We start from the raw sequence: 7240 nt of genomic DNA on the forward strand, positions 1-7240 counted from the left end.
AACCACCAGGGCATGACTGCTCCTCTCACGTGACTTCATGCGTCCCAAGGGAGGAATGAGACGCGGTGAGCGATGAACACTGTTGAGTGTAGAGAAATGGTAGCTGCTTGTCAATGCGCAGTGGGGGTGTCAAGAGCCTCCTTTCGCTTTCTTCACAGATCTTTAATGCGCTCCAGGTCAGGAAGGCAAAAGCGTCTACTCTGGTCCGCCGGCGGGCACATCAGGGACATGAGCCAGGAGGACGTGATACCTCTCTCTTCCATGCGTTTGTGCTTCCTCCCTGCCAGGAAGGCGGTGGAGGGTCAGGGATGGAGAGAAGGAAGAAAGTCTCTGGACGCCTTCCCCTCCATTCCAGCACCTCTGTCATACCGTCAGCCAGCAACGGGGCAAGAGCGACGAGAGCACCGCTTCCCCTCAAGCGGATTACCCCTGCTGTATCCAGCACAACCACCTCTGCCCTCTGGCCCATCAGCACGCGCAGGAAAGCCGGCTCGTGCTGGCGCCCCTGCCAGTGCAGGGGCTGGCGCTTGAGCAGCTCGTGAAGCGACCCAAGAAGCTGGACACAGAGCCATTTGGGCTCAGCCGCGAACATCATTGCTCCTCCCGGCGCAGCCGGACAGACGCCGGGTCGAGGGACTGGTATCCTCCTGGGATCCCCAAAAGCCAAAAAAGCCTTGTCAGCAAAAGCAGGCAAGGACGAGGGGCTGATCCCCCACAGCCTCTGCTTCATGCCATCTGAATACCATCTGAGCACCAGATCCAGACCGGCTTTCCTTGCCCACGTCATGCAGCAAGAGAGAGCTGGCAGCCGCTCCGGCTCTTTTCCCCTGCGAAACAGCGGTGACGCGGCCCGCAATCGCCAACGGAAGCAGATCAGGGCAGGGGATCAGGGAGCTGCAGCTCCCAGTAAACCCTTCAGGTCCTGTCCCCCTCCCGGAGGGAACCAGGGCGGGATGCTTGCTCTCCCTGCCAGCCGCTCCCAATGCGGACAGGCCATCAAGAGGACCTGACACCGAGGGGACGACCAACAGGTTCCCCGTTGTCGTGCAGCCTGGCGGACGGAGCCAGGAGGCTGGGTCAAGAGGAGCCTGTCTGAGTGAACGGCTGGAGAGACGGGGCTCCAGGGGGCCGGGCTCGCTCGACGGCCTGATCAGCTCAGGCATCGGGCGGCAGGCGAGCCAGCCAGTGGCCCGAGGGCCTATCTCCATCGCTCCAGCCAGCATCTTATGCCCCAATCCTGTCTTGCTTGCTGCCCCTGACCATCAGCTACCTGGGTGCAGCACCAGCATCGGTATGATCAGGTGATACGCGCTGACCGGCTGCCGAAACAGGGGAGGCTTCTGAATCAAGACCGCCACATGGGCCAGGATCGCTTGCCGCTGCTTGCCCAGAGGACGTAGCTACAGCTGGGAGAAAGCTACTTCAGTTCAGGGCCGTATTGACTCAGAAACGTCACCAGCGAAACGTTCTAACAGAGTATATGATAAAAAAATAGGTATAACAAGATTTCGGTGCTTTACCAGGAGACTTCTGGCGGTGTAAGCGCGTTGCAGTCAACCCTGCAAGCAATGGCGCGGTGCAGGTCAGTGATTCTACTGGTGAGGGGGGCGCGCCCTCACGGCATGGCCAGCAGCGATCTCGCGTGCTGACGCACTGGCTGCCCAGTGTGACCTTGTTGAGGCCATCTGTCAGCGCTGTGGGGCTGCATCCCACCCCTAACCTTTTATTTGCAGTACTGCTTGACAACCTGGATATAGATCGAGGCGATATCGGCTCCTAACAACAGGCAACGGGCGTGGATAAAGATGGTCGTTGGAACAAGTGAAAGGCCCTGGGGAGGATGCATCAAGGCCTGATCGTTCTCATCGCTCACCTCGTTATATGCCTGATCCGCCGTGGTATTGTCTTGGTAGACCCAAAGGCCCATATTGCGTGGTTCACAGGGTCCGTTACAGTCGGAGGCATCGCCAAACGTCACCGAGCTGCTGGCCGGAACCGAGACGGTGAAGGCGCCGCCAGTCCATTGCGAGATCGTTGTGTTATGTTCGATAAAGATAGGATGAGCGCCAGCGGCGATGAAGTCCCTTAGAATGTCATCAGCTGTGTAGCTCAGGTCTGAAGTCGGAGTTGGTTCCGGGGATGGCAGCGAGGTTGCAGAGGGAAGAGAGGACGGCCGCATGTTGACCCCAGGAGGCGAGGTCGACCTGAGTCCCATGGAGAAGGGAGTAAGCACACCTGGCTGACTCCGCCAGTACAGCGTTGCTGCGAGTGCCCCGGCACCGGCGGAGACGATGACCAGGCATGCCAGCAGAAAGAGGGTAGTCATACGCTGTCTGTAATTCCTCGGAGGAGAAGGCGGTGGTGGTGGTAGTGGCGGAAGCTCCCATGTTTCGTCATATGGATAAGGTTCCGCAATAGCTGTCGATTCGGAAAACGCATTATTTGTGGGCTGCGTTGTTTCGAGCGGCGGGATCGTCGGATCATCAGCAGACATTGCTCACCTCAGTTTATGAAGATAAGCAGCATGAAAAGAGAGAGTGATCATGAGACATCGTTGGATCCCTGGTGCTTCCACTCAAAGGGAACTTCTCGCAGAGTCCTTTTGCATGCCCTTGACCGAAGAGATTGTAGGAGCGGAGCCACTCGCTGTCAAGAAGCATCGAGAGGAGCCATCGCTGGTCGACGAGCTGGACGAAGGCAGCGTACTAATCAGGCCAGAAGGTTGTCTATCTCTCAGAGACGCTTGAGGCTCGAACAAGCCAGTCAGCCAGGTGTCCAGGCCAAAGGCTGATAACCTCTCGGATAAGCAACTGCGTCCTCATCGGAAACGCTTCGTTCTTCGCCAGTAGAGCCGGCTTCTGTTGGTCCGGTGCCATCAGCTGTCTGGTCACACTCGCGGCTCGAAGGAGAAGAGTATTCCCGCCTCTATTTTTAATGAAAATCAAGGTATTATCTATAAAGAGATTTGTATTGATGTCTCGCATTGGATGTGCTATCATATAGACGATAAACTATGTTTTGAGCAAGCTGGCCTTTCATCGCTAGAGGAAGGTAGCCATGGCTTACGCCAGGCAGATCAACGTCCTACTTGTCTTTGCTGATCCTATATCCACGAGCCGTCTTCGTCTTGACGAGGAGGAGCGCCAGATCAAGCACGCGATTGAGCGGAGCAACTACAGGCACCGCATCAAGGTCCGATCCTGCCAGGCAGCCACAGCGGAAGATCTACATCGAGCTTTGCTGGAAGGATCGTACCAGATTGTACATCTCTCCGGTCATGGTGATTCAGGGGGGATCTTCCTTGCAGACGAGCGTCATGGCTATCGTCTGGTTCCTGCAGCTGGTCTGGCTTACCTCTTCCGCGGTCGCGAAGGGCTTGAGTGTGTTGTGCTCAACAGCTGCTCTTCCTTGACCTCGGGGGAAGCTCTGACGGATGTTCCCTTCACCATTGTCATGGAGCGGCCAATCGAAGATGAGCTCTCCATCGCGTTTGCGCGCGGCTTCTACGACGCCCTGGGAGCAGGCAAGTCCTACAAGGAGGCCTATAGAGAGGGCTGCACCGCTATTGCTTTGATCCGTCCCTCTGAAGTGACTCTCCCCCAGCTGCTTGAGCGCGGCGAGCGTGTGGCTCCTCGTGTCACCGCCCAGCTCGAACAGAGCGGGCAAGGGATACCATCCTGGCACGAGCGCCCCTACGTGCGCCAGGGCCGCTATCTCATCGGCTGTGCTTTTGATCTCTCTGGCTCTATGCAGGCCAGTATCCGCTCTGAAGGAGGCAAGGAACTCAATCGTCTTCAGGGTATCGGACAGGCCTGGCATGAGCTGCTGCTGGGAGCCAGGAACAGCCTCTCGGAAAGCCGCGCCCGCTCGCTGGACTCCGTCATCGACCTTTTCGCCTATGGCTTTGGGTTGCGCTCCGTGCCCGTTTGCGATCTCTTCAGCCTGTTGAAGGCCATTCGAGAGCAGCTCTCTCAAGACGTCATTGAAGCTGTTGCTCGGAAGAGAAAGCGCTCTTGGCAAAAACAGCTGCCTGGCTACAGCGGGACCGACGAGTTAATGGCACAGCTCGGTCTGAGCAAGCTGGCCGACTTAGGAAAACAGATAATCGATTGGCTCGGAGAGCAGCAGGCGATCAAGAGTCTCATGAGAGCCAGACAGTCAACGATCCTGGCCCGAGCCAAAGAGCTTGGGGACACAACGCTGGCCTTGGAGGAAGCGCTGGATCTCATCGATGTGTCAGAACGGTTGCGCATTGATCTGACAGCTCTGAAAGAGCTGGTCTCTGGGTCAACTCCTGCTGGGGAGCTGTTTGAAGAACTGATCCGGCGTTTTCGAGGGGAGCTGCAACGGCGCGCGACGCCTCCCACGCAAAGCTTGCTCTTGCTCATCTCTGATGGTAAGTTCTCCCAGCAGAACCCTTTGCCCCTGGCACAGTGCTTACAGCAGATGGGAGTGATCATCATTGCGTGCATGATCAGTCCGCGGGACCTCAACGATCCGCGCTATCTCTACAATGCTGTTGCTCCCTCCTGGGGGCCGGAGGCAGCGACCATGTTCCACTTGTCTTCTCCCTTGCCCGAGCAGTCAGAGGTTCGACGCCACCTCCTGGCCCACGGTTGGACTATTTATCCCCAGGCTCGCCTTTTTGTCCAGGTGAATCATACGACTGTGCTCAAGGAGTTTGTGCGTGTGGTTCTGAGCCTGCTTGAGGATTCAGAGGCGGCCAGAGCCTTGCCCACAGGGTGGTGACGGAACAATGTCCACTCAGACTGCTTTTCCCATCAGCGAGAGTGCATGCTCTCCCATTCTGCTAGGCATCCTGGTCGACTTCTCTGCCTCGATGCGCCCGGCACTGGCGCAGTACCGATGGTCGGCCCTTGCCCGGTGCCAAGGCCCTGCTGCGTGCCCTCAATACGGCTTTGGCCTCCTTGCGCCAGAACGAGGAGCAGGGAAGCCTGCCAGGCATTGACGTATTCTGCCTGGGATTCGGCTTCAAATGCACTGTCGTCCCCATTCGCCCCTTCGAGGCTGAGGAATCTGATCCTCCTCAGTTGGCGCAGGTTCCCGGGGTTCCCAGATGTAAGGGGTTAGCCGATCTGGTCTGCGATCTGCTAGCCCTCAGCGAACTTGTTCCGCGCCAGGCAGATCTGGACAGATTTCAGCAGCAGCTTCATCTGAAATGGCAGCAATGTGCTGGCACGGTTTTCGACCAGGCGACCATCGCTGAAGATGTCTTTGCTGAGCTGGTCGACTATATTGAGGAGGCGCTGCTTGAATCAGCCACACGCCGCCTCGAACGTAGTTTGTTGGCAAAGGCCGCGCGCCTTTGCTGTTTCCCTCGACTCGCTGCTTCGCTCCAGAAGCGACTGCAGCAGCGAACAGCCCGAATTCGTGAGGTCTCTCGGCGAGCGGCTAGAGAGTATGCCGACTCGGTCTTTAAGCAAGCAAGCAATGATTTTGCTCGCTATCGGGCCTACTACGTCCATATCATCGAGCAGCATCTAGATGCCTTTGCTGCTGCTTACGTTACCACTGCTCTGCAGGCCCTTGTGCAGGGATTCTCTCCCGAGGAAATTGTTAACGATCTGGATGAAGAGCGCGCCTTGAAGCTGGCCTGGGAGATCTATGCCGACCTGCAGAAGGAGGTCGAGAAGCACGTTGCGACTGTGCTCACGCTGCGGCTTGGCAAGCTGATGACACAGCGGCGGCTGATCTCCGCCCGCCTGGATCGCCGAAAGGTTGAAGCTTTGACCAGGCGCTTTCTTCAGAAATTTGGCTGGGATACCTTGAAGCCCCGGATCGAAGAGACCGTTCAGTCGCTCTTCCTCCGCCAGTTCCAACAGGAGGCCAGGAACAACCTTGAGCGCTGGGTCTGGTTGGCAAGCAGCCGCGAGGTCATTCGCCCGCTCGTCAATATCACCGCTCTCTTTCCCTCTAACTGTGAAGAGCTACTCTTGACAGAAGGAGTGCTCTTCGGGGTCACCCCCTTTAGGGCAGCTCTGGACCGGGCAGCCCGCCGTTTTCTAGAGCCGTGCTATCAGCAGCATCGCAAGGTCTTGCTGATCATCTCCGATGGTGCTTTTCGGGAGATAGAAAGCGCCTTGATCACCGCCAGGCTGCTCAAGCGGCGGGGAGTTGTGATCGTTTGTGGTCTGATTCATCGTCAAAAGCTGCTTGATCGTCTTTGTAAGACCCCACTCCGGCATTGGCCCCCTGGAGCCCGATGCATGCTGGAGCTAGCCTCAGAGCTGTCCGAGGTGGAAGGGAAAGCCCGCAGGACCTCTGGGCCTCTTGTTCCTTGTGGAAAGAAGTGCTGCTATCAGCTCAATCATGCGGGCCTTCTGGAGCCTTTGCTCGATTTTCTATTCGATGAGGTCGTTGCCGTCGAGGACTGAGTTGTCCTGTTCAGGGAACTTCTTGCCATCATGTGCCGTCGGGAGCTGCGTGGCAGGGCACCAACAGTGGCTTCTGGAACCTCAGCCTCCTCCGCGAGCTGCCACGCTTCCGTGAGGAAGCACTGCTCACCTCGGGACTGGAAAGCGAGATCGCCGCGGCGGCTGGGACCGGCAACCGTCTGGTATTGCTGGCAGGTAGACTGCCTGCTATCAGTCTGGTTTTGCCTGACGGTCTCACCTCTCTTCTTGAAACGCTGAAGGAGGGGTGGTATCCTTGCTGCGCCTGCTGGGTAGGCTATCCCCAGGACCCGATCGAAGGCGCAGCACCGGAGGGAAAATCGAGAAAGCTTTTTCGCTCTGACTACCCTGGCAACCCCGACGCCATAATACGGCGGTAGGGGGAGCAGTTTTGCTGAGATCCAACAACGTTACGTCTTGAATTTCCCTGGCCTTTTCTTCTCCCCAAGGAGCAGCAGTACTATCGAGTGATGGCCCGAGCAAGGCAAGGAGCAAGGGGTATTCCTGTCCTTGGAGTCTCTTCTTTTTCTGCCGCGCTTCGGCTACTTTGTTGCCTGGATCGCTCGGGGAGCTGGCATGCCTCCTCTGCTCGGGCGGTCAGCCAGCGCGCGACAACTGGAAAGCTGAGGAGATTGAGGAGCACCACCGCCTCAAAGGTGCCTGAATCAATGGGTGTGCCGCTCGCAAGGGAGCGAGCCAGGTGTTCATCCCCCGTGAAGATTTCTAAGGTTTCTCTTCCATCTTTTTGAGAAGGGCCAAGCCTGGGGTATCCCTTTTACGCTTTGCGCTCCGGTTCATCGTATCACTCCGTTTCCTGATTCGGAGCA

General features: G+C 57.4%; 3 protein-coding genes. 2 read left to right on the plus strand and 1 reads right to left on the minus strand.

Going from position 1 to position 7240, the window contains the following annotated elements; genetic code table 11:
- Positions 1-1723: 1723 nt before the first annotated feature.
- On the minus strand, positions 1724-2326 hold the full coding sequence (locus ACFMO7_RS10185; protein WP_376795379.1) for a hypothetical protein: 603 nt from the start codon (positions 2324-2326) through the stop codon (positions 1724-1726).
- A gap of 731 nt (positions 2327-3057) precedes the next feature.
- On the opposite strand from ACFMO7_RS10185, the gene ACFMO7_RS10190 reads away from it, so the two are divergent.
- Positions 3058-4749 (plus strand): CHAT domain-containing protein, encoded by a 1692-nt coding sequence (locus ACFMO7_RS10190; RefSeq protein ID WP_376795380.1) that lies wholly within the window; start codon positions 3058-3060, stop codon positions 4747-4749.
- Between the two features lie 128 nt (positions 4750-4877).
- Positions 4878-6395, plus strand: coding sequence for a hypothetical protein (locus ACFMO7_RS10195; RefSeq protein WP_376795381.1), 1518 nt, complete (start codon positions 4878-4880; stop codon positions 6393-6395).
- Positions 6396-7240: the final 845 nt, after the last annotated feature.

It is taken from the genome of Thermogemmatispora sp. (assembly GCF_042408735.1).
Classification (GTDB): Bacteria; Chloroflexota; Ktedonobacteria; order Ktedonobacterales; family Ktedonobacteraceae; genus Thermogemmatispora.

Bases quoted from the DNA above. Each gene is read 5' to 3' on its own strand.
- ACFMO7_RS10185 (WP_376795379.1), bottom strand. From the start codon at position 2,326: ATGACTACCCTCTTTCTGCTGGCATGCCTGGTCATCGTCTCCGCCGGT.
- ACFMO7_RS10190 (WP_376795380.1), top strand. From the start codon at position 3,058: ATGGCTTACGCCAGGCAGATCAACGTCCTACTTGTCTTTGCTGATCCT.